Here is a 23,653-nt window from a genome sequence, read left to right as displayed (position 1 = left end):
GAAATTAAACAAGTTTTTTCAGGCTGGCTTTCGGGCCGCCGACCTTCGAGCCAACAGCGAATACCGGTATGCTGAAACCAATGGCTGACCGTCCGGGCGGACGCTCCCATCGGCGACCAGGCTCAATCCCCATCGGCGACTTGGGCTCGGCAAATGCTTTGAGACGTCATGAAGGCCGATGCCCGGATCGGCCAATACTTTTTCTGAACCAGACGACGTGAGTGCGATTGATGCGTTTTGACGATGTGGTGTTGGCCGGGATCGGAGTGACGATCCCAGAAGAAATGTGGTCGAGCGAAACGATCGAACAGAAACTCGAACCGCTCTACTCGCGACTGCGACTTCCCGAAGGTCGACTCAGCTTGATGAGCGGCATCGACCAACGCCGGGTCTGGGAACCAGGAACGATGCCGAGCGGACCGAGCATCCGCAGCGGACTCGCCGCCATCGACGCCGCCTCGATCGACCGCGGCGAAGTTGGCGCGCTGATCCACGCGAGCGTGTGCCGCGACTTCCTGGAACCGGCGACCGCCTCGCGAGTGCACCATGAGATGGGACTGCGAAACGACTGCTGGGTTTACGACGTGTCCAACGCGTGCCTCGGGGTACTCAACGGGGCCGTCCAAATCGCGGGAATGATTTCCGCCGGGATGATCCGAGCCGGCGTCGTGGTCGGAACCGAAAATAGCCGCCCGCTGCTCGAGGCCACCATCGAATCCCTCAACAAGGACGAATCGCTCACTCGCAAATCCGTCAAACCCGCCTTCGCTTCCCTGACGATCGGCTCGGGCAGTTGCGCGTGGCTGGTGTGCCATCGCGACCTTTGCCCTGACGCCACCCCGATCGAGTTCGCGATCGCCGAAGCCAACACCTCATACCATCACCTCTGCCGCAGCAACCAAGACACCGCCGGCGCCGACATGCGACCGCTGATGGACACCGACTCGGAAACCCTCATGGCCGAGGGGATCGCGACGGGCGTTTCGGCGCTCGACCGCCTGCTCGCCGAAACGACCTGGCGACGCGATTCTTTCGACCGAACCGTCTGCCATCAAGTCGGAACGCGACACCGCGCCGCGATGCTCGAGGCGATGGGCCTTCCGACCGAGAACGACTCGATCACTTATCCCGTACTAGGCAACACCGGCTCGGTGGCACTGCCCCTGTCGGTCGCCGCGGCGATCGCCCGAGGTGAACTCAACGCCGGTGATCGCACGGCGCTGCTCGGAATCGGCTCAGGCATTAACAGCGTCATGATCGCATCGACTTGGGGACGCACCGCCGTCGCCGGCGATTGGTCAGGACTGCTCGACTCGACCGAGGATTGCCGCCTGCCCGCACCGGCGCTAAGGTGACACCAGAGCCGCACCGGTCGCGCGACCATCGCACGTCAATCCATCGAATCACGAAAACTCAAAAGACCTCACCGATGAACCATTCAACCTGGAGCGCTCACGTGGCCAAACGACTCAAGACAATCACGTGGATCCTGTGCGCGATGGTGCTGCTGATTTGGCAACTCGCCTTCGCCAGCCCCACCTCGGCCCAAGAGGTCGCCGACCCCGCTCAGCCGACCGCCGAAGACCCAGCCGAGAAAAAATCTTCCGCTGAAAAAGCTGCTTCCGAGGAAGCCAACCCGGCCGACGAAACAGAAAAACTCTACGTCCGCATCCAGCGTGACGAAGACAACGACCCGCTCGCAATGCAAACCGCAACGGTTCGCTACGTCGGCAAGCCCGGCACCAAGTACGCCGGGAAGATTGTCGACCTCGTCGGAGTCGTCCACATCGGACAAGCCGAATACTACGAAGCCCTCAAGACCCAACTCGCCGGGTACGACAAAGTCCTCTACGAACTCGTCGCCCCCGACGGCACCCGCATCCGACCGGAAGACCTTCAAAAACGCCGCTCGCTTTTGGCGTCAATGCAAACCGGCATGAAAGACATGCTCAACCTCGAATACCAACTCGAGAAGATCGACTATATGGCGGAGAATTTTCGTCACGCCGACATGAGCCCGGATGAGTTCGCCGAAGACCTCGCACGTCGAGGCGACAGCGTCTGGAAAATGGTCGCACGGATGATGGGAGCTGGACTCGCCTCCCAATCCGCCAACTCGGAAGCCGGCCTGCTATTGGCCTTGTTCAGCAAAGACCGGTCCAAGATGCTCAAACGCGCCATGGCCGGACAATTGATCGACATCGAAATGGTTTCCGCCGGCCTCGACGACTCCAACGGCGAAAACACCCTGATCAAAGGCCGCAACCGCAAGGCGTTTGAAATTCTCAAAGAAGAACTCGACGGAGAAACGCAAACCGCCGCGGTCTTCTACGGCGCCGGCCACCTCCCCGACATGGCCGACCGACTGATCAACGAGTTCGAAATGGAGCCAACCCAAACAACATGGCTCGACGCCTGGGACCTGACACGAAACTAAACGCCAACCAGCCCCCCTATCAACCGATCCACGCTAGCCGCGGGGCGGGCGCAACTACACCCACGGCAGCAACCCCAACGCAGCCTGCCTTATCAGGCAGACGGTAGTGGATCTTGCTAAAAATCCTCGCGCAACAGGATCCTCAACAAGCTACCTATTCCCCACAAGCCGGTTTTATCCCGCAGTGATCTTAAGCCATCAGCCCCAGGTCGCAGCACCACCGCCTTAATGAATCTACGACCACCTTCGAGGCCGGAACCAAGCTTTGCTCCCAATTCCGGCGGTGGCCGCTTCGCTCGACTGCCGGCTAATCACTAAAACGCCTTCGGTGTAAAGAAACTTGTTGGCAATCAACAGCTCTAACAAGATCCAACACTTGGAAAGAGAACGAACAGAAACAACAAGAGCATTTTGAAATCCGCCCTATCCGGCTCTTGCAACTGAATCACCAGAATTCAGGCCACCGAAGTCTGTCGACATCGGCTACATCTTTTTCTGCAAACGTCCTAAACCTTCCCCATCGCGGCTCGCAGATTCTCGATACTCTCTCGCGCCAACGCTTCAGCGCCAGGTGAATAGTCGAACACCTCGACGCTTACCCAACCGTCGTACTCCACGTCACGAAGCGCCGCCATTATCGGCTCGAACTCCACGTCCCCCATTCCCGGACCGAGCCGGTTGGGATCGTTCGCGTGGAAGTGAATCATCCGATCCGCGTGACGGCGAATGATCCCATCAACCGCCTCACCTTCGGTGCTCATTGCCTTGACGTCCAAGTGCAAACCGATGTGGCCGTCTCCGATCGCGTCGATCAGTTCACAACCTTCATCCGCCGTGTTGAGAAAGTCACCTTCCTCGGGACCGAGCGGTTCGATCGCGATCCGAACACCGCGCTCGTGCAACACCGGCACCACTCCCCGAAGAACCTCCGCGGCATTGCCCAACGCCTCTTCGGTCGACTGCCCTTCAGTACGATTCCGCTGCACCGGAGAACCGAGCACCATAAGATGCCCGCCCAAGTCTCCACACAAATGCGTCAGCTTTTGAAAATACTCCGTCGTTCGCTCCCGCATCGCCTTGTCGCGAGTCGTTAAGTGCAGACCTTCCGTCCCGGCGAGCAACCAGTGCAAACCGATGATCTCCAGCCCCGCGTTCTCGACTGTCTTTCGATAAGCCACCCGATCCTCCGCAGAGATTTTGTCCACGTGATCGGACAGCATGAACGGAGCCACCTCCCAACCGGTGTAGCCCAATTCCGCCGTCAGCCGCACGGCATCTTCGAGGCTCGTTTCACGAAAGGTTTCATTACAAAGTGCAAAACGCATCAATCAATCGCCGGATATCGCTCGCGTCGTATCACGCAAACCCTGGTAAGAAAATGAAAGCCACCCGAACCACGTCACAGGCGTCGGCCGATGGCAGGCCGAACCAAACAAAACCGTTGCCGCCGAAAGGACAATCGACGTCGCCCGAGTACGCCGAAACGCATCCGCATCGAACGATCGCGACGGCTTGCAGGCTCGCCGGCAAATCCTAGATGCGCCAGCCGACTTTGACAAACGCCACCCTCCGATGCGATCACGCCGTGCTCGTCTTTCGATTACGGTGACAGGCAATCACGATTCGGATTTCTTCGTAAGAAACGTCATCCTGAACCGATCTGTCAGCCGCAATCGCCTCGTAGATCGGTTTCAATCTCCCGTCTTCGCTCGCACCCATCGCCGCCTCGATCACTGCAATCGTATCCGGTGCGACCCATGCGGCCGCGTTGGTCACGTTAGCTTCCTCGAGATACCGAACCAAGTACCCGCTCACCGTCGACGTGGCCCGGTCCATTTTCTTCGCCACTTCGGCAACCGATTTACCCTGCGAGAACAAGTCGAACGCTTCCTTTTCCGTGGCTGCGCCTTTCAAACCTTTTGGCTTCGGCGGCCCGCTCACCGCGCCCGAACTCCGCACCACGATCGTTTCGTCACGAGACAATTCATGCTCGCCACAGTACGCATCAATTTCCTCGAGAAACACTTCGCCGAAATCCGCCAACTTACGCTCACCGATCCCTTTGACGTTCGATAATTTCTCAAGCGTGCTCGGCCGGCACCGCGCGAGATCACGCAGCACCGCGTCGCCGAAGATGACATATGCGGGCACCTTCCGTTGCGACGCCAAGTCACTCCGGATGGACCGCAACCGATCAAACAAACCGCGATCGACGCCTTCCCAAGAATCCGCAGCCGACGATCGAGCCGAGCGACCGCCCGACGACTTGGCAGGCTGAGTAAGTGTCACCGTCCCCTTTCTCTGCAACAGCTCGCGCCCCGAATCTGTCATTCGCAGCACGTTGTACTCGCCGTACCGCTCAAGGAACCCCTGCGAGATCAATTGATCGATCCACGTCCGCACCGCAGCAACCGAGTGTTCGCCGAGCAACCCGTACGTGCTCAGTTGGTCATGCCTGGACTCGAGAATCTTCGCGTCGCGCGACCCGGTCAGTACTTTCACCGTGTACGAAACGCCATAACGTTCTTTCAAACGAATCACACAGGAAAGAATCTTCTGCGACAACGTCAACGGATCGTCGACGAGGTTCAACTCACCCAAGCAAACGTCACACGCGTTGCAATTATCGGCATCGAATTCCTGGCCGAAGTAATTCACGATCGACGCGTGCCGGCACTGGACTCCCGTGCACAAGTCCGCCATCGCACGCACGTTCTGCATCGCCTCTTCCACGTTCGACGGATCACCGAGCTCGAGAATCCGTTTCCACGTCATCAAATCGCCGCCGCTGTATAGCAACACGCACTGCGATGCCAAACCGTCTCGTCCTGCCCGACCGCTTTCCTGTTGGTAGTGCTCAATCGACTTGGGCATTCCCGCGTGGATCACAAAGCGAACGTTCGATTTGTCGATGCCCATTCCGAACGCGACCGTCGCGACGATCACGTTGACCTGCTCGCGGATAAACGCGTCCTGGTTTTGCTGACGCGTGGCATCATCCAAACCGGCGTGATAGGGAAGTGCCGAAATCCCCTCGGCCGACAACGCGGCGGCCGTCTGCTCGACCTCTTTCCGAGTAATGCAATAGACCACGCCGGACTCGTCGCGATGCTGGTCGATCACACTCATGATCTGTCGCAACGCGTTGTCACGCCGAATCATACGATACGTCAAATTGGGACGATCAAAATTCCCAACCAACACACTTGGGGACACCAAATCGAGTTGCTCCGCGATGTCGTCACGCACTCGCTGCGACGCGGTAGCAGTGAACGCATGCACGGATGCGCTTGGAAACCTTTGTTTCAAAATTCGCAGTCCGCGATACTCCGGACGAAAATCATGTCCCCAATTGCTTACGCAGTGCGCTTCATCAATCGCAAAAAACGAAATCGGAACCGTTGTTAAAAAATCGAGTGTTCGGTTGGTCAGCAGTCGTTCCGGCGCGAGGTACAACAGATCGATTTCGCCTCTGCGTATTCTCGCAGCGGTTTCCCGTTTTTGCTCGTCGGACTGAGTGCTGTTAACCAACGCTGCGGAAACGCCATTGCTAACAAGCCCATCGACTTGGTCTTTCATCAACGAAATCAGGGGCGAAACGACAACCGCCATGCCTTCGCGCACCAACGCGGGAACTTGATAGCACAATGATTTTCCGCCACCGGTAGGCAACACGACAACGCTGTCGCGTCCTTGAACGACATCAACAACAGCTTCTTCTTGCAGCGGACGGAACTCATCAAAGCCCCAGACCTTCGCCAAGATTTGCTTTGCCGAACCGATCGGATCATTTTTTTCCGTTTCTGTCCCCTTGTTAGCACTCACGGGCGTTCGTTTTACGTTAATCTGTGAAGCCGGGCCTTCATTTTCGGGGTTCGCGTGCGGGGAAATCGGTTCCGACTCGGATCGCTTCCCATTGGTTGACTGGCCATCGTTCACGGCACTCTCCATCGCACGCGAGATTATTGACGTTCTTCGAATCGATGATTGTACGGGCAAGAAACGTCAACGCGAAGTGAGCGAGAAGGCCCTTATTTTAGTGCTCCCTATTCTTCTCTATCGCACAAATTTATCGCTGTTGAACTATGGCCAAAAAGAAACGCTCATCGACCTCGAAAAAGAAATCGAAAAAGCCGGTGACCAAGAAGGCTGTCAAAAAGAAAGCCGTCAAGAAAAAGACCGCTAAGAAAGCAACCAAGAAAACCGTCCAGAAAAAGAAGTCGGTCAAGAAAAAGAAGACCGCCACCAAACGCGCCAAATCCGCCACGCGCACCGGCCGCAAGAAAGCGAACAAGAAAACCGCCGTCAAACGTTCGGTGAAGAAAACCAGCCGCGCCGCCGGAAAGAGTTCGTTGCCTCGCGCCGTCTCCGCGGCACTCGGAAAGAAGAGTGACCAGGAACTCGCCGACGCACACGGCCTGCCCGTCGCCACGGTTCGCGCCGAGCGACAACGCCGGGGAATCAAACCCCTGCACTGGAACAACTGGACCGAGGAAGCCGACGCTCTGTTGGGAACGATGCCCGATGCCGAAGTCGCAAAGAAAGTCGGCCTGACCGTCAACGCCGTCAGCGCCCGGCGACGCCGAAACGGGATCGAATCCTACACCCCCTCGACCAAACTCAATCCACACAACTGGACAGCCAAAGAGCTGAAATGGCTCGGCAAATTGTCCGATGTGGAGGTCGCCCGCCGCGTCGGGTTGGACTCGTCCACCGTCGGTGCCAAACGCACGTCGCTCGGTATCGCACCTCACCGCAAAGGCCGACAAAGCCGCGCGTGGAGCAAGAAAGAACTCTCGCTACTGGGCAAAGTCCCCGACACTCAAATCGCGAAGAAGTTCGGCATCCCACGCCGCAAAGTCATCGCGATGCGACAATCACTCGGGATTCAATCTCCAGTCGTCGCGGCCAACGAAGCTCGCTGGACTCCAAAGGTCGTCGCGATGCTCGGCAAACTGTCCGACACCGAAGTCAGCAAACGGACCGGCATCTCGGTCGCTTCGGTTCGCGGGTATCGTGTCCGGCATGGCATCCCATCACGCACCACTCAGTTTCGTTGGACAGATGAAGCGGTCAGCCGCCTCGGCCAAGAACCCGACGCGGACATCGCCGACTCTCTCGGAATCGATGTGGTGAAGGTGGCCAGCAAACGGCAATACCTCAAAATCCCTGCCTACCGCGAAGCCTAGGACGTTCTGAACAATGACGTAGCCGATGCCGCCAAACTTCGAGAAACTGAACCCTGGCGGATCCAGCTCGGGGTTATCGGGCACGTCAATTTTCACAACGCCAACAATTTTCACAATGCCAACGCGACGGCCTCTACGCCTGCCGCGTCGCGCAAATGCGTTTCATCCTTACCGCAGGTACGCCGGTGTTGGATACCTCGCGTTAACCCGCGCCGGATCGTAACGTCCTCCTTCGTCTTTGAAGAACTTGCGAAACACCTTCGAGCGGTAAACATCTTTCTTCGGAAGATGCGGCCGAAACGCATCTCGCTTCAAACCAATCTGTTCGAACGGAATCGGCTTGAAACCCGGCATCGGCCGGAACCCACGCTTGAATCGAAAATCCAACTTCGGCAGGCTAACGAACGCGCCGAGGTCAATTTCCTCGGGCAAGACAAACACACCGCTGCGGGGCAAGTCCTTGAACCGACCGGTTGTATTGTTCTCCATGCCCTCGACGGTTCCGTCACCACCGTGAATGTGAAACGGTTCGCGCACCTGATGGATATAGTTCAGATTGACTTGCCCAAACGTCTGAGCAAACGGGTTGGTATCAATCGCCTTCGCCAACTGGGGAAACTCGTCAATCCACGGGCTTTTCTTCCATCCTTCTTCGCCGAGCATCTTGGTCAACAGATAGATATTGTCCCCCTTATCGCCGTGGGGTAAGTCGCGACCGAACTTTTCGAGATCCTTCCATCTCGCCGCGATTTCCTCTTCGGTGATCGCGCACTTGTTTGTCCACCACATCACAGAGGTTTTCATTGTGATGTTGTTTTGGAACGAATTCAGAGGGCCCGCGAACTGCCCGCCTCCTCGGCCGGATCGATAAAACACATTGCCGTACATCTGCAAACCCATCCCGCCATCGTCATTTCGAAACGCAAACACGGGATGCCCGCCGGGCTCGAGCAAGTGATGCACGAAGTTGTAGCGCACCACGTTGTTCATCATGTGCCACTGCGCCCCGCAATAGGCAACGTTGAAATCGCCCATCTCGTATCCGATGTTGTAGAACTCGTTGAACTCAATCAACGCGTCCACGGTCTTGTAGTTCACCGCACCGTTCATGTCGTTCAGAACATTGTGTGCGAAATAGATCCCCACGCCATTGAGACCGATCACCCCATATCCGCGCCGCCGACACGCATAAATGTGATTGTTGGTTGCGAAGTTGTAACATCGCTGCAACTTCCGAAGATCGCCTCCGGACACCGTGAACGCTGAATCGAGATCATGGAACTCGCAACCGGTGATCCCGTTGTGCATCCCACCTTCGATCGACACCCCGCGACGGTATCCATTTCGCACGCGGCATCCGGCGATGAGGTTGTACTGACCACCGGCGACTCGCACGGCGAGTTGCCCTGAATTCTCGAACGTGCAATTTCGAAACGTGATATACGACGTCCCACGCATGTCAACGAGCACATTGTCGGAAGATTCCCCGGCGTCCTTCGGATTCGCCGAACCGCCGAGAACCACCAACCTCGACCGCTGAGGATCGAACCTCGGGATCGGCCATAGGAACAACCGCTGTTCCTTTTTATCAAAGTACCACTCGCCCGGTTCATCGAGCTCCGCCAATACGTTCACCAGACGAACACGTCGGGGAATGGACTTGATCTTCTCGGCGATTCCATATCGCGTGTATCGAAGCAATCGAATATCGCGATCGCGAATGGCTCCCACCGGTTCGCTCTGGAAGTACCAATCGTTGTGGAGGTACCCCTCGACGCGCATGTCTCCGCTACGCTGGAATTCCTGCTCAACCAACGGCGAGAGTGGTTCGCGGGTATCGAAAACACCGCCGGTCGGATTTTCTTTACTGTACGGTGCGGGCTTTTCGTTGGGACCGAGGTGGCGGGTCTTCGGACCTTCTTCGAGGATATCCTTAATATGGTTGTAGCCACGGTTTGGCCACTGAGATAACTGCAGCAGATACCCGTCGAGCGACAGCATCCCGTAGTTCCCATCCCCCGGAAACTGCACGGCAACTTGGTCGGCGACCTTCATCTCCAACACACGCCCGCGCGCGGACGGTTTGAGTCGCTTCACACGCTCTGGATCCTCGACCTTCTTAAAATCAGCCACCGACAACTCAGTACCGGCCGAAACAACCACCTGGTTGATTCCTTGACCGAGGTAAACGATCGGAGCTGCGTCAGTACCGGAGTCTTCTTTTTCGAGCACGAAGGTTTGCTCGAGTTGATAGTCACCGGCGAGCAAACGCACCTGCACCCCGCCGTCGGGAAGACCGTCGCGTTGTTTGATTTCTCGCACAGCGTCCCGTGCTGCTTCCAATCGATGGAACGGACGCTCTCGGGTTCCGTCGCCTTCCTCGTCCGAAGGTTGCACATAGAAAATCTTGCCTGGCACCCTAATCGGTGCCAACTGATTCTCTAAGAATCGCTCGTTGTACTCGGGGAACGAATGAGCCGGCTGTTCGATCGACTGGCCGAAAGCAGCCCCGGTGATGAGAACGCTCAGCACCGAGAAAATTACGCGCGCGTGCATCGTTTGGTAGGCAGGTTGGAGAGGCGGGACGGCCTGTGGTAGGCCGATTGAGTTCAGCCAAGAATGGCCGGGTGGGGAACCGCATTAAACTCGAACCCGCTATCTTTTTCTACCCTCAACGCTGCGACAATCGGAACCAGAATCGTTCTCGACAACGAACTCCAACACAATGTCGACGCAACTAACGAGTTCATACACTTCACAACAGAAGAACCGCTTCTATTCTATTGACTTCAGACTCCCTTCAGCATCTACCGGCAAACGCGTGCGATCGCACCTTCAATCATCGGGATTGGCGGAGAAGATCCCTAAACGATACGCCTTACTCACCGCTGCGGGGGCGTTTTGCACATCGAGTTTTTCGTAGATGCGGCGAATGTAGGTGGCCACGCTACTCACACTAATATCGAGTTGACGCGCGACTTCTTTTTTCACATACCCTTCGCTTAGCAAACGTAAAATCTCTAACTCACGTTGCGAGAGCGAGTGCAACAACTCGGGCTGCTTAACGTTCGCTTGCAGTGTATCCAAAACATACTTCGCAACGCCGCTATCCAACGTCGCTCCGCCGGATGCCACGGTTCGTATCGCGTCGACGATTTGGGTTACGGTTGATGACTTCATTAAGTAACCCGACGCTCCCTCTCGGATAGCTCGCAACACATCGGCCTCTTTGCCCGACTGCGTCAGGATCACGATCTTGCTTTCGGGGGTGATGGAACGAAACGCGGGCAACACGTCCAAGCCGGAATCGCCTGGCAGATTCAGGTCCAACAAAATCAGGTCAGGCATCTCGCGGCGATCACCGTTCTGCAGCACCGACAACGCACGTTCAGACGAACCGACCTGGTCAGCCAACTCGATATCGGCTTCATCCTCGAGAGCTAATTGGATGACTTCGCGGTACTCGGGGTGGTCTTCGACCAACATCACTCGAATTTGTTTATTCATGTTGCAGCCTATTTGCGGCGTCCCCATTTCCGGGCACGCAGATTGAGTTCAATGCGGGTCCCACCTTCGCTGGGATGTGTCGCGGTGACCTGGGCACCGAGCAACCGCGCTCGACGTTGCAGCGACGGAGGAACCTTGTTTGCCAACGGTGCCGTCAGTCCATGACCGTTATCGCTCACCACGAGTGAAAGGTCACTCCCCGACGCGGTCAAATGCGCGTCGAATTGAGTCGCCTGACTGTGGCGACTGATATTCACCAAACACTCTTTGTAAAACAGAAACAAGTCTGCTCGCGTGCGGGGTCCGAGTCGTTCGAGGACTTCCGCATTTCCCTCGAACGATAACTTACCATCAATGTCGGCCATGATTCGCTGCGTCGTGCGCTGCATGTCTTCGTACAAATCTTGGTACATCCCCTTGGCTTCCAAGATGTTCGTGCAGTACTGCACCGCCGTTCCCGATCGCTCCGTCATGACGCGGATTCGTTGATGCAAACTCTTCAGTTTTTCCGGCGAACCCACCGCGGCTTGCGCGAGATCACCGAGCAACCCGATCACGTGTAGATTCGCGCCGAGTTCATCATGAAGGTCCGCTGCAAACCGCTCTTTCAAGTTCGCCAACTGACGCATGCGAACCATACGGTCAATCAAGATCGTGACTCCGATACCGACGGCGAGCAACACAGCCAACCACGTCAACCATGTCAGATGAACTTTCTGTTGGGAGTATCGGCGATTGAGTTCTTCCGCCACATACGGACGCTCGGTCTCCAACTCATGCCGACGTGCTAGCTCGATCATCCATTCGCGGATCGGCAGAATCGTGCCATAAAAGTTGCGACCGTCGGTCAATGCCGACAAAGCACGATTCGGATTCGTGACGGCGAAATTAGCCTCGAACGGAAGTCCTGCCGCCACGTTCTTGTCACCGGAAAACAACTCGATTTCGGCGAACCCGATCCGAGGAATCAATTTGTCACCGCGCATGATGGTGTCGGGCTCGGTCGCAATCAAACGCACATAGCGACACGGTGTTTTGGAAAACCGACGCATGATGATCGGCCCCAAATCATAAACCGTCGGGAATTCAAATTCTTGCAATAGCACCGCGTCTGAAAATTCCGACTGGTTCGCTCCTTCCAACCGCATCCGTTTCGGAATGCCAATACCATCTCGGTTTGCTTGCGGGATCGTATCACTTAGGTCGACCGCATGCAGATGAATACGATTGAGCACCCTCGTCGCCCCCAGATCAACCCTGAGCTCGTAGTCGCCGTCTGCTGCGCCTTCACGAAAAAGCGCAATGCTCTGCTCTCCTTCCCTAGCGTCCATCAGGTACGGGACAAAACCGTCGACAAGGTATCGCCTGTGCCTGCCTTCGGCCACCAAATTCGAAGAGGTCCGCACCGGTCGGCTTTGAGCCACGTTCTCATCGCCGCTGAACACAAACAGTTCTGAAAGCTGGAACACGTATTGCGAATCCCACAACCGAGGCGACAACTCGGTCGCCTCCACCCGCACCCACGACGCAACAATCCCCGGGCACTCCACCACCAACGGTGCGATCCGGGGTAACAAACGGTTCTCGGCGGAATAACTCGCCACGACGGTTCCCTCGGAGTTCCTGCCGTCACCCACCACCACACGAAACTCGATCGGAAATCCATCCGCACGAAGACCTGTCTTCGTGTCACGCCAAATCGTCGGCACCAAGGTGATGTAATGAATCGGCACCGCCTCAGCCAACTCAACCTCAAACCACTCCACGTGATGAGGATCGGATTGCACCGATGAACGGATTCCGACCGCACCAACTCCGCTGCGAAGACTGATCGGACACAACCATTCGAGTTGGCTATCGATCGTTTCTAGACGCTGTTCCAATGCGGTCAGCGACAACTCACTCAACTGCCGCTTTAATTCATCAACAGGAATGGGCTTGGCACCGACCGTTCCATACACGCCCGCATCGGCGAGCGCACCACGCAGCCCCGCGTGATGAGTAACAAACAGAAGGCATAGCAACAGCAGCGAAAAGCGGTATCGAACCATTGCCCCATTCTATCTTGGAACGATCGCCCGATGTCATCTTCAGTGAAGTTCATCCAGGCAGTAAACGATTCGGCACGATAGCAAAAACGTTCGCGACCGACGATCGCTCTCGAGACGTTCATGTGTCCGCAAAAGCCCACTGACTCAGCCTGCCTGCTGTTTCAAAGACAACGCTGCATCCCAGAAAACACTGCTACCGAGATAGCACTCTTGCTGAGACAAAACGGGAACCGCTTTGCCGCTGCCATGGCAACATTCGACTGTGGCGATCGTCCCCGGCAGTCACTGCGTAACCGATTCTCAAAAAGGACACGGTTACGGATTCTTTGTCTCCGCAGACCTGCCGGAACAGACCCTCACTACTGCACGGCCACACACGCCCGGAAGGCCGCCCACCCCACCTAATCAGCCAGGTCGGTCTGCACGCGGGTTAAATAAAAGACGGTTTGTCATCCGAACAGACGACAGACGAAATCCCACACGAGGGGTAAGATGCGTCCATAAGACGCAACCTACGCGCATCAACGCTACTTTACTCATCCATCCCCGACCGAGCCCGCGATTCAGACTCGGAGGCTATCGCAGGAAAGCTTTGCTCAGGTGGTGCAACGTTCGAACGAAGAACCTGGTTCGTTTATCTCTCTTCTTCAAGGTATCTCATTATGACTCAGGCAAAAACTCGACGCGGTTTCACGCTGGTGGAACTCCTCGTCGTCATCGCAATTATTGGTGTTTTGGTCGGCCTTCTTCTCCCCGCGGTCCAGGCGGCACGAGAGGCGGCTCGGCGAATGAGCTGCAGCAACAATTTCAAACAAATTGGGCTCGCCATTCACAACTATCATTCGGCCTACAAACAATTGCCGACACATGGCACCGGAACCCAACCTTTGGTCGGCGCGAACAACACCGCCAACGGTCCATGGTCCTCGTGGCGATCATCTGACCAAGGCAACCGTTACCGCCTCAGCATGCTGGTGGGCATCACACCTTTCATTGAGCAACAAGCACTTTGGGAACAAATCTCGAACCCGACCGGAACGACGTATCCCGCAATGGGCCCAACGCCTGACACGTTGGCGTACGGTCCATGGGCGACCGAGATCCCAGCATACCGCTGCCCGAGCGATCCGGGCCTTGGCCTCCCCGCACTCGGCCGGTCGAACTACGCCGCATGCGTCGGCGACTCGATCGTCGGCCAAAACAACGGTCCATGGAACGGCAACCGGACAAACAAAAGCGATCAAGAGGGAGCTCGAGCGGCGCACCGTGGATTCTTCAAACCGGTCGATCGCACCCGGTTCCGAGATTGCCTGGATGGCTTGTCCAACACGATCGCCGCTGGCGAGATTGCCACGGACCTGGGCGATGACGACAAACGGACCATCAACTGGCGTGACAATTCGAACAAGACTCCGACCTTTGGTCAGGTCCGCAACAACCCATCGGCTTGCGTAGGGAAAGTCATCCCCGAGCGTCCTCAGTTCTGGGATCCGGCTCATACCGTCAACGTCAATCCGACTCACGGACGCGGTTACAAATGGGCTGACTTCCAACCTGTTTACACGGGTTGCATGACAATCCTTCCGCCCAACCGCGAACTTTGCGGTGCCTACAACGCGGCGGGCACCACCATGGTTGCGACCATGTCCAGCCGGCACCAAGGCGGTGCTCATGTGTTGATGGGCGACGGTGCGATCAAATTCATCACCGACTCGATCGAAGCCGGCAACCCGAAGGCTCGCAACATTTGGTTGAACTACAAACCCGGTTCGGAAAGCCCCTATGGGCTATGGGGCGCTCTCGGTACCCGTGCCTCGAAAGAAGTTATCGAATCTGAGTTTTAGAAAATCGTAACGAACGCTCGGCCTCCAACTTCATTGGGGGCCGGGCGTCTGTACTCTCACTCTCCCTTCGCTGGAAAACGCCACTTTGTTCTCCATGCCAGCCCGAACCGCGAGCGAGTGACGACTCCCGTAAAAACCCCACTCGCTCACGATTCGTGCTGGTAAATTTGACACTTCCGTTCAAACGTGTCGCCACCCAGCTAATCCACATGTCTCACGCTTTGGAAACCTCATGAAGAAGTTACTCTCGACGATTTGCCTCCTCGCATTCTTGGCGGCATGCGGCTGCTCTGATCCACAACCAGTCAATGTCGCGGAAGATGCCGATGCGGCAAAGATCGAAGAATACAACCGATTGAACCAACAGGGACAAGCAGACTTAAGTGCGGATGAGGAAAACCAAGAAACCCCTTAAGAACGCGTTCGAAAATGCGTTCGTAGTTCGCGATGCGGCTTGAGTAGGCCGTTGATTTTAATGGGCGGCAAGGCGTTTGCCGCCGGTAGTGACGCCGCTCACCGGCGGCTAGCGCCTTGCCGCTCACAATAACACTTGGCCAACGCTGAGGAGAGCGTCATATCGACACCATCAGTCGAACGAATTCCCCCGGCGGGCACAGATTTCGACAGCGGGCACAAATTTCGACTGCGGACACAGAGCACAACAGAAGACACGCAAACAGAACACACCGGGGGCAACACGAGCACGGGCAACACAGGCACGGGGCAAAAACAGGGGCATGGAGCAACGCGAGGGAACGTCGGTCGGTATGTACCAAAATGACGACTCAATCGCGGCTGCCAATTTTCCAGCACGCTAACCAACAAACTCAATTTGCCGGAGGACGCCAAAGCGTCCGTACAGCCAACATCGACAGGAAACAGATGATCAAGTCACTAGCCGTCGCATTCGCCGTCGTACTGATGGCGGGAAACACCTTCGCCGAGGAAATGGACGCCACATGGGGCGAATCCACCGTCAAACTTCGCGCAGACAACGCCCAGCGCGGCGAACTGTTTGACGAAGGCAACTATGCGATGTTCATCCACTGGGGCTTGTATTCCCAACTCGGAAACAAAGTGGGGGACAAGACCTACTACGGCATCGGCGAATGGATCATGGATCCCAAAATGGCCGGCATACCGGTCGACCAGTACAAAGAACTCGCACAGACGTTCAACCCGACCGATTTTGATGCCGAGGCAATCGTCGACTTAGCGAAAAAGGCGGGCATGAAGTACATCATCATCACCGCCAAACACCACGACGGCTTCGCGATGTACGATTCAGCCGCGTGCGATTTCAACATCGTCGACGCCACGCCGTTTCAAACCGATCCGATGAAAGAACTGTCGACCGTGTGTCGACGCGAAGGGCTCGGTTTCGGTTTCTACTACTCGCACAGCCAAGACTGGACGTTTCCGGGTGCTCGAAAGGGGCCAACCACCGATTCCGACGGAAATCCCGCAACGTTCGAAGACTACTTCTATAAAAAATGCGTCCCCCAAGTCGAAGAACTCACCACGCAATATGGCCCGATCGAACTGATTTGGTTTGACACCCCCGGCGGCATGGCGAAAGAACACGTCCAACACCTCGTCGATATCGTTCGCAAAAACCAACCTCGCGCACTCGTTTCGGGACGCGCCGGTCACGACCTCGGCGACTACCAAACGCTCGGCGACATGGAGGTGCCACATCAAAACATCGAAGGCATGTGGGAAGCCGTCGACACCACGAACGATTCGTGGGCATACGCTTGGTACGACCAACGATGGAAGACTCCGAAAGAAATCCTGCATCGACTCGTCGCGTGCGTCGGTCGCGGTGGCACCTACATGCTCAACGTGGGCCCCGACGGCGCAGGCGTGGTCCCCGAACGTGCCGCCCGTTCGCTGCGTGAGGCCGGCGAGTGGATTCATCGCTATCCGCAGGTGGTTTACGGCACCGACGCATCGCCCTGGGGGCATTCCCTTCCCTGGGGCGACGTCACTGTTAAAGGGAAACGAGTGTTTCTCACTGTTTTCGATTGGCCATCATCCGGAAAATTGTTCCTGCCAGGCCTGCGGACCGAAATCAAATCCGCTCGATTGCTAAACAGCACCAACGCCTCACAACTCAGCTTCACACGAGACAACGGTTGGACGGTCTTGGATGTACCAAGCGTTGCACCGGACAAACTCGCATCGGTAATCGAACTCGAATTGCGAGACCAGCCTGAGGTTGACTCCACGTTCGCGATCGACCCGAACAAGGGGACCGAAATCCGAGCCCAATTTTCTACCGTCACACGGGCCAAAATTCGCAAAGACCGTTGGATGGAAAAATTCGGCGAGTGGGTCTGCGAATACCCGGTAACGCAGTGGAAGGATGGCGGCCGAGCAGAATGGGAAATCGACATCCTGGTCCCCGGCGACTACGACGTGGCACTCAGCTATACCGGAGTGGGCCGGTTGGTATGGGCGGTCGATGTGGTTGATGGCGAACACATTCAGAATCAACAAAACGCATCACACAACTACCAGGAATTCCCGATCGGCTGGATCAAATTCCCGGCTCCCGGCAAGTACAAAATCGCGGTGTCCTGTCTCGAAGGGAACATCGAATCGGCTGAGTTAAAGTCGATCCGCCTCACCCCGCTGAGCGAATACCGTGAGACGCCACGCCGAGCCGCAGCGACAACGACAACGACAACGACAACGACAACGACCATGCAAAAGTAACCCGATCGCGGGCTCGCAAAACCGGCTCCTTCCTGGCAACGCAGCCCTGATTCCCACAACCTACGTTGCCATTCGCTGGCGTTCACTCCTCACCGTCTACTCGTATCGATGAAACTGACTCATTGCTGCCTAAAGTCATTGCTGCTGGTTGCGTTCGCCCTGCCGATCGCCGGATCGGCCACTGCGGACGACACATCGCTGCCGACGTTTTCATGGGACCGCGTGCCCGTGTATCTGCACTTGGGCAGCAACACGCAGCTTTCTAACGAACAAATTGAAACGATTGCTCGACTTTCCGATTTCATTTGTTTGGAAAAAGCACATGGCCGTGTGACGGATCCCTCGCATCCCGAACGCGTTGCCGGCAAAGACGCACGTCGTATCAAGACGGCCAACCCCGACGCCAAAGTGTTGATGTACTGGAACACGCTGATCGCGTGGCCGTTCACCTCCTACAACCAAAACTTCGCGAAGTCACATCCGAAAGATTGGATTCTGCGTGATCGTGTTTCAGGCGAACCGCTCCTGAAAACAACACTCGGAAAGAAGCCCGTTTACCAGTACAACCTCCTCAACCCCGAACTGCGAAAATGGTGGTCGGACACAGTCGCCACCGCGGTTCATGAACACGGATTTGACGGATTTTTCATGGACGCGGTTTCGCAATCGAAACGTCCGTTGTGGCTTCGACGCGGATGGGGCATCGACAAATCCGACGACCTCGACGCCGCCACCACTGAATTGATGGAAACCGTCAAATCAGCCATGGGGGCGGACCACCTTTTGATCTACAACGGTTTCCGGGCCCATTCCGGTGGCCCCGACAACAGCAGTCGTGCGGGGACCGAGTTTTTGCCGCACAGCGATGGAGCCCAGATCGAACATTTCGACCAGTTCTCATCGACGGCCAAGGAAGACATTGTGGCCTACTGGCAGATGGCGAATGCAGCGGCCAAGCAAGGCAAAATCGTTCTCTACAAAGGATGGCCCGACCACGACGTGAACTGGCTCAACCGATCGTTCATGTCAAAACCGGCAAGAGAGAAAGAAACGATCGCACGCGAGAGCATCACCTTCCCTCTGGCCTGCTACCTGATCGGTGCCTGCGAGAACAGCTACTTCTGTTACGGTTGGGGCTACGGCGTCGACGACGGCCAACTCATTGAATATCCAGAATACCAAAAGTCATTGGGTGCCCCCAAACAGATCGCGCGACGGAACGGATGGGTTTTCCGTCGCCAATTCGCACACGCGGACGTGACCGCCGTCCTCGAAAACAGAACCGCCTCGATCCGATGGCACAACGACTAACGTCGATTCCTCGCCAGTACGCTGCGACATGAGAACCGATCCGATCACCACGGCAGCTAGATTCGCTGGCGGAAGTTCCCCCGCGTGCCGCGTGTGAACCGCGGCCAACGCCGATCGGCCAATCAGTTTTCCGATACCGACCAAACAATCTTCCCCACTGAGATACTCCGATGATTCGATTCTTCCTGATTGTTTCGCTGGCATTCACCGTTTCGCTGGCGTTCACCGTTTCGCCAGCGTTCACCTGCGCCGCGGATGCCGATGACTTTGCGATGCAGCGATCCAAGGTGACCGCCCTCGGCGAACTCACCACCGCGCCGCGTTTCATAGCGGCAGAGGGTTTCGAAGAAGCCGACAATATTCGGCCAATCTACTTCGACGCACTTCCGTATGAAGGCAAGCCAACCAAAGTCTTCGCGTGGCTCGGTCTTCCCGAACAAGCACAAACGGATTCGCCAGATCGCAAAACGGTGCCAGGCATCGTTTTGGTCCATGGTGGTGGCGGAACCGCTTTCCGCGAATGGGTCAAACGATGGAACGACCATGGTTTTGCCGCGATCTCGATCGCCCACGAAGGCCAAGTCGAGCGGCGCGAAGCCACTCGCAAATGGGCGAAACACGACTGGCCGGGCCCATGGCGGCGTGGGCACTACCAAGACGTCGACAAACCGATTGAAGACCAATGGATGTACCACGCCGTCGCCGACACGGTCCTTGCCAACTCGCTGCTGCGTTCCCTCCCGGACGTGAACCCAGACCAAGTCGGTGTCATGGGTGTTTCCTGGGGAGGCGTGATCACGAGCACTGTGATGGGGATCGACTCGCGATTCGCATTCGCGATTCCGACCTACGGATGCGGCGACATGGCCGATGCCGAAAACCACTGGGGCCAAGCACTCGGCAACAACGATTTCTATCGTCAAGTTTGGGATCCGGTGCACTATCTGCCCAATGCGCAAATGCCAGCGATGTGGTTCTCGTGGCCGCGAGACAACCACTTCCCTCTCGGCAGCCAAGCGGCGAGTTACCGAGCGACGAAGGGGCCAGCGATGGTTGTGTTGCTTCCTGGAATGCGGCACAGCAGCCGAGCCAGTTGGACACCGCCGGACAGCTACGCGTTCGCCAAGAGCATCATTGCTGACCAACGCCCCTGGTGCCTTGAGTCACAATCCAACGTCAACGGCGAAAGCCTAACGGTTGTCTTTGACTCGGCAAAACCTCTCGCACAGGCTTCGATCATCTCGACCAAGGACTCGGGTTTTACCGGAAATCGAACTTGGACCGAAACCCCGGCGACTCTGCAGCATCAAGACGACAAATGGATCGCCAGCGCTACCATTCCCTCCGGCTCAACATCTTGCTTCATCAACGTCAAATCGGGCGAATTGACCGCGAGCTCCAAGTACATAGAGCTCAACGACCAGTAGCCGACACAGCGTCTTCGCACCGACACAGCATCTTCGCATCAACAATCGGAGTTCGCGAGCACCGAGAACACGTGTGCGAAGAGAGTTATTAAACTGTCTGCGTTCTCAAGTCCACGCATCAACAGAGTTGTCAGATACGACACGCGTGGATGTTTGCCGTCCACCTAGAAAGAAACATGTCCCCACTGCTTCTAAAGACTACCGTCGCGTTCCTACTCGTCGTGTCTCTTTCAACGAAAGCCAACGCGGCAACCGATGACCATTCGGATTCCGCCAAACCCAACGTCGTGATCGTCATCACCGATGACCAAGGTTACGGTGACGTGGCTTTCACCGGAAACCCGGCGATCAAAACACCCAACATTGACGCGTTGGCTCGCCAAGGAACCCTGCTCAATAATTTCCACGTCGACCCGACTTGCGCACCGACCCGGTCGGCGCTAATGACCGGGCGGTACTCCGATCGCGTTGGCGTGTGGCACACCGTCCAGGGTCGCAGCATGCTGCGTCGGCGCGAGACTACGATGGCCAACATCTTCGCCGACAACGGCTACGCCACGGGAATGTTTGGCAAATGGCACCTCGGCGATTGCTACCCTTATCGTCCCGAAGATCGCGGTTTTCAACACTGTGTTTACCATCAGGCAGGCGGCGTCGGTCAGGCTCCCGACTACTGGGGCAACGACTACTTCGACGACACCTATATCGTGAACGGCAAACATCAACGGTTCGAGGGCTACTGCACCGACGTTTGGTTTGACCAAGGCATGCAGTTCATTGAGGCAAACCAGGACCGACCGTTTTTTGCTTACATCGCCACGAATGCTCCCCACGGTCCGTACTTTTGCCCGACCGAATACTCGGACCCATACGAAGAAAACCCGCATGTTTCCTTGGCCGAGTTCTACGGCATGATCACCAACGTCGACGACAATCTCGCCAAACTGATGAAGTTGCTCGACGACAAGAACCTCGCCGACAATACGATCCTCGTTTTCATGACCGACAACGGTACCGCCGGTGGTCTGCGCAATGGTCGCGGCTATGACGGCGGCATGCGAGGAGCCAAAAACTCCGAATACGAAGGCGGCCACCGCGTTCCGTTTATCATCCGATGGCCGGACGGAAAGATCGAAGCGGGCAAAAAGATCGAACAGTTGACCGCACACATTGACATCCTGCCGACGTTCATCGACCTATGTAATTTGAAGGCTCCCGAAATTGAATTTGACGGCAGCAACCTTCGCGAACTGCTGTACACCGACGGCGAGCAGTGGAATGAACGGACATTGATCGTTGAATCGCAACGCGTCGTCACGCCGATCAAATGGCGAAAGAGCGCGGTGATGACCGATCGTTGGCGTTTGGTCAACGGAACCGAACTCTATGACCTCGATGCAGATCCCAAACAAACCAATGACCTGGCGTCGGAGTACCCCGAGGTTCTCAAACGACTGCGTGGCGAGTACGACCATTTCTGGGATGACGTGTCACGCGAACACGACTTGACCAGTTATATCGTGATCGGATCAGACCAGTCGCCGATTGTCTCGCTATGCTCACACGACTGGCTGATCGATCGTTCTCCGCCGTGGAATCAAAATCATATTCGAAACGGAGACGTCGCCGAGGAATCGTTTTGGGCAATCGAAGTCGAACGTGACGGGGAATACGAGATTTCACTGCGTCGATGGCCCGTCGAGGCAGACAAAGGCATCAATGACGGAACCTACGGCAAAGCGTTCAACTACAAACGTGCCCGATTGCGGATCGCGGACATCGATCAAACGAAAGACATCCCGCCCGGAGCCAAAGAAGTCACCTTCCGCGTCTCGCTCAAAAAAGGGATCACCCAACTCGCACCGACCTTCATCGGTCCCGACCTGACCGCGACTCCATACTATGCCTACGTGACCCATCGCCCCGAACCGGGATGGCAAACCCCATTCGGCATGGGCATCCCGGTCTACGATCCCAACTACGGCCGCGTCCCTCCGCAAAAGAAAAAGAAATAGCGGCGTGGCTAGCGAGCCAAGTAAGTGGCACCGGTTGTGAACAACTCGTTGTGTTTCATCAGAACAATCTGACGAAGCCGATTTCGGCAGACCTCGGGCGTCTCGATTCTAGCGGATCCGGCTTCGGGGATCATACGCGTCGAATTCTAATATGCTTGATACCAGTACGAAGCGCGAGCGAGTGTTTTCAACGAATACAAATCACTCGCTTGCGTTTCGGTGTTTGCATGCAGAACAAAGTAGCGTTCCCCTGCGAGGTTGCGGCCACCCCACGGAGTTGACGTCGCGAGTTCACGCTCATCGCAAACTTGTATACGAAGAACCAATCCGAAAGCCTGGACAAACCAATTGGCGAACCGGTCGTATACCGTGGTGTCGCATGGAATCCGCGGTTAGCACCGATCGGCTGATGAGTTTTCGAATCGGCTCCAACATCACTGCCCAACCTCCTTGCCGGTGCATCAAAGCCTCGTTTGAGGGTCGCGAAACTCGCCAAGAGTTTTGGGAGGGCTCGTGAATCACCGAAATTCTTGGCGACGTTCGCAACTCCCTTGCCCCCTCATTCTTGATCGTGACACACCACTACGTTCTGGGAAGCAAACTCATTTCGCGATCCTGTTGCTGGACTGCCTCTCTTGTCGCCCTCACTTTCATATCGCCCTCAAAAGGCCAGTCACTCAGTGAGGTCCGGGCAGTAACGTCGAACACTTGGGATGGGATCTTCGGAGCGAATCGCATCATCGTTCACGACGCATTGATGCCGCGAACGCACCAAGCCCTCGCCGGATGATTCCGTCCTATTCGAGCGTCGTGGCGATGACTCATTTTCTCATACGAGCAAGGAGCGGACGTTCCGCTCCCCATCGTTCCAGCAATCGCTGCGGCCAGTAAACAGCCGGAAGCACGAACGCAAAATGAGGCGGCGTTGGAGCGACAACCAACGGCAGGATCCGGTCCGACAACATTTGGTTGGGCAAGTGATGTCGAGCGAACATAACGGTCGAAATCAAGTATTGTTCTTCGGGATAATACTGCGGCACGGCCAATCCAAAAACGCGAATGAATTCATCCGTTAGATAGTCCGCAATATGCCGTTCTTGGTTGGAATTTGGTTGCGTCCCCTTCAGACTTGCCAAGTGTTCTGCTAGCTG

General features: G+C 56.4%; 16 protein-coding genes. 10 read left to right on the top strand and 6 right to left on the bottom strand.

Going from position 1 to position 23,653, the window contains the following annotated elements; translation table 11 throughout:
- Positions 1–230 precede the first annotated feature (230 nt).
- Positions 231–1,355: a 3-oxoacyl-ACP synthase III gene (locus RSSM_RS18145; protein WP_044302946.1), complete on the top strand. Its 1,125-nt coding sequence runs from the start codon at positions 231–233 to the stop codon at positions 1,353–1,355.
- A 143-nt stretch (positions 1,356–1,498) separates the two neighbouring features.
- Positions 1,499–2,437: a hypothetical protein gene (locus tag RSSM_RS18140; protein ID WP_390174060.1), complete on the top strand. Its 939-nt coding sequence runs from the start codon at positions 1,499–1,501 to the stop codon at positions 2,435–2,437.
- A gap of 506 nt (positions 2,438–2,943) precedes the next feature.
- On the opposite strand, the gene RSSM_RS18135 is transcribed toward RSSM_RS18140, so the two are convergent.
- Positions 2,944–3,762: a sugar phosphate isomerase/epimerase family protein gene (locus RSSM_RS18135; protein ID WP_008681902.1), complete on the bottom strand. Its 819-nt coding sequence runs from the start codon at positions 3,760–3,762 to the stop codon at positions 2,944–2,946.
- Between the two features lie 253 nt (positions 3,763–4,015).
- Positions 4,016–6,262, bottom strand: coding sequence for a DNA helicase RecQ (gene recQ, locus RSSM_RS18125; RefSeq protein ID WP_044302949.1), 2,247 nt, complete (start codon positions 6,260–6,262; stop codon positions 4,016–4,018).
- Between recQ and RSSM_RS33830 the strand changes: the two genes are divergently transcribed.
- Complete coding sequence (locus RSSM_RS33830; protein ID WP_160168149.1) at positions 6,249–6,623, top strand: hypothetical protein; 375 nt, start codon at positions 6,249–6,251, stop codon at positions 6,621–6,623. The two genes, recQ and RSSM_RS33830, sit on opposite strands and share 14 nt — an antisense overlap.
- Positions 6,574–7,626: a DNA-binding protein gene (locus RSSM_RS18120; protein ID WP_236621222.1), complete on the top strand. Its 1,053-nt coding sequence runs from the start codon at positions 6,574–6,576 to the stop codon at positions 7,624–7,626. Before RSSM_RS33830 ends, RSSM_RS18120 begins: the two co-directional genes overlap by 50 nt.
- Before the next feature lie 168 nt (positions 7,627–7,794).
- Here the strand turns inward: RSSM_RS18120 and RSSM_RS18115 are convergent, their stop codons facing one another.
- From RSSM_RS18115 to RSSM_RS18105, 3 genes are all read right to left on the bottom strand, one after another.
- A complete protein-coding gene (locus tag RSSM_RS18115) occupies positions 7,795–10,182 on the bottom strand; it encodes a right-handed parallel beta-helix repeat-containing protein (RefSeq protein ID WP_044302945.1) in 2,388 nt (795 codons plus the stop codon).
- Between the two features lie 279 nt (positions 10,183–10,461).
- Positions 10,462–11,133: a response regulator gene (locus tag RSSM_RS18110; protein ID WP_008681891.1), complete on the bottom strand. Its 672-nt coding sequence runs from the start codon at positions 11,131–11,133 to the stop codon at positions 10,462–10,464.
- A gap of 8 nt (positions 11,134–11,141) precedes the next feature.
- On the bottom strand, positions 11,142–13,184 hold the full coding sequence (locus RSSM_RS18105) for a sensor histidine kinase (RefSeq protein WP_008681888.1): 2,043 nt from the start codon (positions 13,182–13,184) through the stop codon (positions 11,142–11,144).
- Between the two features lie 662 nt (positions 13,185–13,846).
- On the opposite strand from RSSM_RS18105, the gene RSSM_RS18100 reads away from it, so the two are divergent.
- The 6 genes from RSSM_RS18100 (at position 13,847) to RSSM_RS18075 (ending at position 22,502) form a co-directional block, all read left to right on the top strand.
- A complete protein-coding gene (locus RSSM_RS18100; RefSeq protein ID WP_008681885.1) occupies positions 13,847–15,028 on the top strand; it encodes a DUF1559 domain-containing protein in 1,182 nt (393 codons plus the stop codon).
- Between the two features lie 232 nt (positions 15,029–15,260).
- Positions 15,261–15,443 (top strand): secreted protein, encoded by a 183-nt coding sequence (locus tag RSSM_RS18095; RefSeq protein WP_008681883.1) that lies wholly within the window; start codon positions 15,261–15,263, stop codon positions 15,441–15,443.
- 467 nt (positions 15,444–15,910) lie between these two features.
- Positions 15,911–17,749, top strand: a complete 1,839-nt coding sequence (locus tag RSSM_RS18090) for an alpha-L-fucosidase (protein WP_044302948.1) — start codon at positions 15,911–15,913, stop codon at positions 17,747–17,749.
- Between the two features lie 108 nt (positions 17,750–17,857).
- On the top strand, positions 17,858–19,060 hold the full coding sequence (locus RSSM_RS18085; RefSeq protein WP_008681878.1) for a putative glycoside hydrolase: 1,203 nt from the start codon (positions 17,858–17,860) through the stop codon (positions 19,058–19,060).
- Between the two features lie 170 nt (positions 19,061–19,230).
- Positions 19,231–20,487 carry an alpha/beta hydrolase family protein gene (locus RSSM_RS18080; protein WP_008681875.1) on the top strand — a complete coding sequence of 419 codons (1,257 nt, stop codon included), beginning with the start codon at positions 19,231–19,233 and terminating at the stop codon, positions 20,485–20,487.
- Positions 20,488–20,663: 176 nt separating this feature from the next.
- Positions 20,664–22,502 carry an arylsulfatase gene (locus RSSM_RS18075; RefSeq protein WP_081613832.1) on the top strand — a complete coding sequence of 613 codons (1,839 nt, stop codon included), beginning with the start codon at positions 20,664–20,666 and terminating at the stop codon, positions 22,500–22,502.
- Positions 22,503–23,323: 821 nt separating this feature from the next.
- Here RSSM_RS18075 and RSSM_RS33825 read toward each other — a convergent pair.
- Positions 23,324–23,653: hypothetical protein (locus RSSM_RS33825; RefSeq protein ID WP_044302943.1), on the bottom strand; the 330-nt coding region annotated here is incomplete at its 5' end.

The organism is Aporhodopirellula sallentina SM41 (assembly GCF_000346505.1).
In the GTDB taxonomy this organism is placed as follows: domain Bacteria; phylum Planctomycetota; class Planctomycetia; order Pirellulales; family Pirellulaceae; genus Rhodopirellula; species Rhodopirellula sallentina.
Note: the sequence above shows the minus strand (reverse complement) of the source record. Positions and strands in the feature narration are given on the sequence as shown.